The sequence below is a fragment of the Arthrobacter sp. Y3223164 genome (assembly GCF_059091005.1).
Genome location: NZ_JBNHGF010000641.1, coordinates 1 through 1040, shown reverse-complemented (window position 1 = coordinate 1040; position 1040 = coordinate 1). Strand labels below are relative to the sequence as shown.

Annotated in this window: 1 protein-coding gene; it reads left to right on the top strand. The window is 70.6% G+C overall.

The window, feature by feature from the left end; translation table 11 throughout:
* On the top strand, positions 1-692 hold a 692-nt coding region (locus AC5RUJ_RS17075), incomplete at its 5' end, for an MFS transporter (RefSeq protein ID WP_494156342.1).
* Positions 693-1040 lie beyond the last annotated feature (348 nt).

Genomic DNA, 1040 nt, shown 5'->3' with positions numbered 1-1040 from the left:
GCGCGGCTTTGGCAGCCGGGCCGGACCGCGCGTCCGGTGAAGCGCCCGCCAATACCGCCGCAGGCAAACCCGTTGGCACCGGTAGATCCGGAACGGCGTCGCTGCCGCGCCCGAAGACCGGCGGCGGGCGGCCCAATAGGTGGATCATCTGGTTGCTGACCTTGGCCTTCTGTGGCCAGTCCGCCGCCTACTACGGAACGACCACCTGGCTGCCCCTGCTGCTGTCCGAAGTCCGGGGCATGTCCATTGCCGCCTCCGGAGCCACGGCCTCGCTCTTCCAGGTGGCCGCCATTGTCGGCGCTTTCGGGGTGCCGCTCGTGGCAGCACGAACCCGGCTCTGGGTGCCGACGGCAGGCATCGCCGTCTTGTGGATGACCCTCCCCCTCGGCCTGCTCCTGGCACCCGACGCCTACATTCTCTGGTCCATCACGGGAGGGATCGCCCAGGGCGGCGGGTTCACGGCCATCTTCTCGGTCATCCCGCGCGTGGCCCGCAACGACAACGAGGCGGCCTCCGCGTCCGCCCGGATCCAGACGGGCGGATATCTGGCCGCGACCTGCGCACCGCCGGTGGCCGGATGGCTGAACACGGTGACCGGCGGCTGGACCGCTCCCCTGCTTCTTGTCCTCGCGTGCACGGTGGCGTTCGCCGCGGGCGGGCTGATGGCCGTGCGGGTGTCCGAGCGGCAGTAGGCCGCGGAATTATTCGGGCCGGCGGCCGCCCTGGAGCTGCCTCTACGCTGGTGGTTCCGCGATGATGAAACGTATAATTCTGCTGCTGTCGTCGTTCGGCGAGGCCGAATTGGGGTAGTTGGGGGAAGCAGATGCAGCACCGGGCAGAGGGATTGGCAAGGGACGCGTCCCCCGGAGCGCAAACCCGGCCCGGGCAGCCGGGCGTCAAGCGGTCACCCAGCGGGAGGATCCCGCAATGGGCGTTGGACGAGGCACTGGGAACCTCTTCCCCGCCCCGGCCCGCCGAGGGGCCCGCTGCCGGCTGGCCGACGCCGGCAAGAAAGTCCCGCCCGCGTTCCGTGCAGCGGG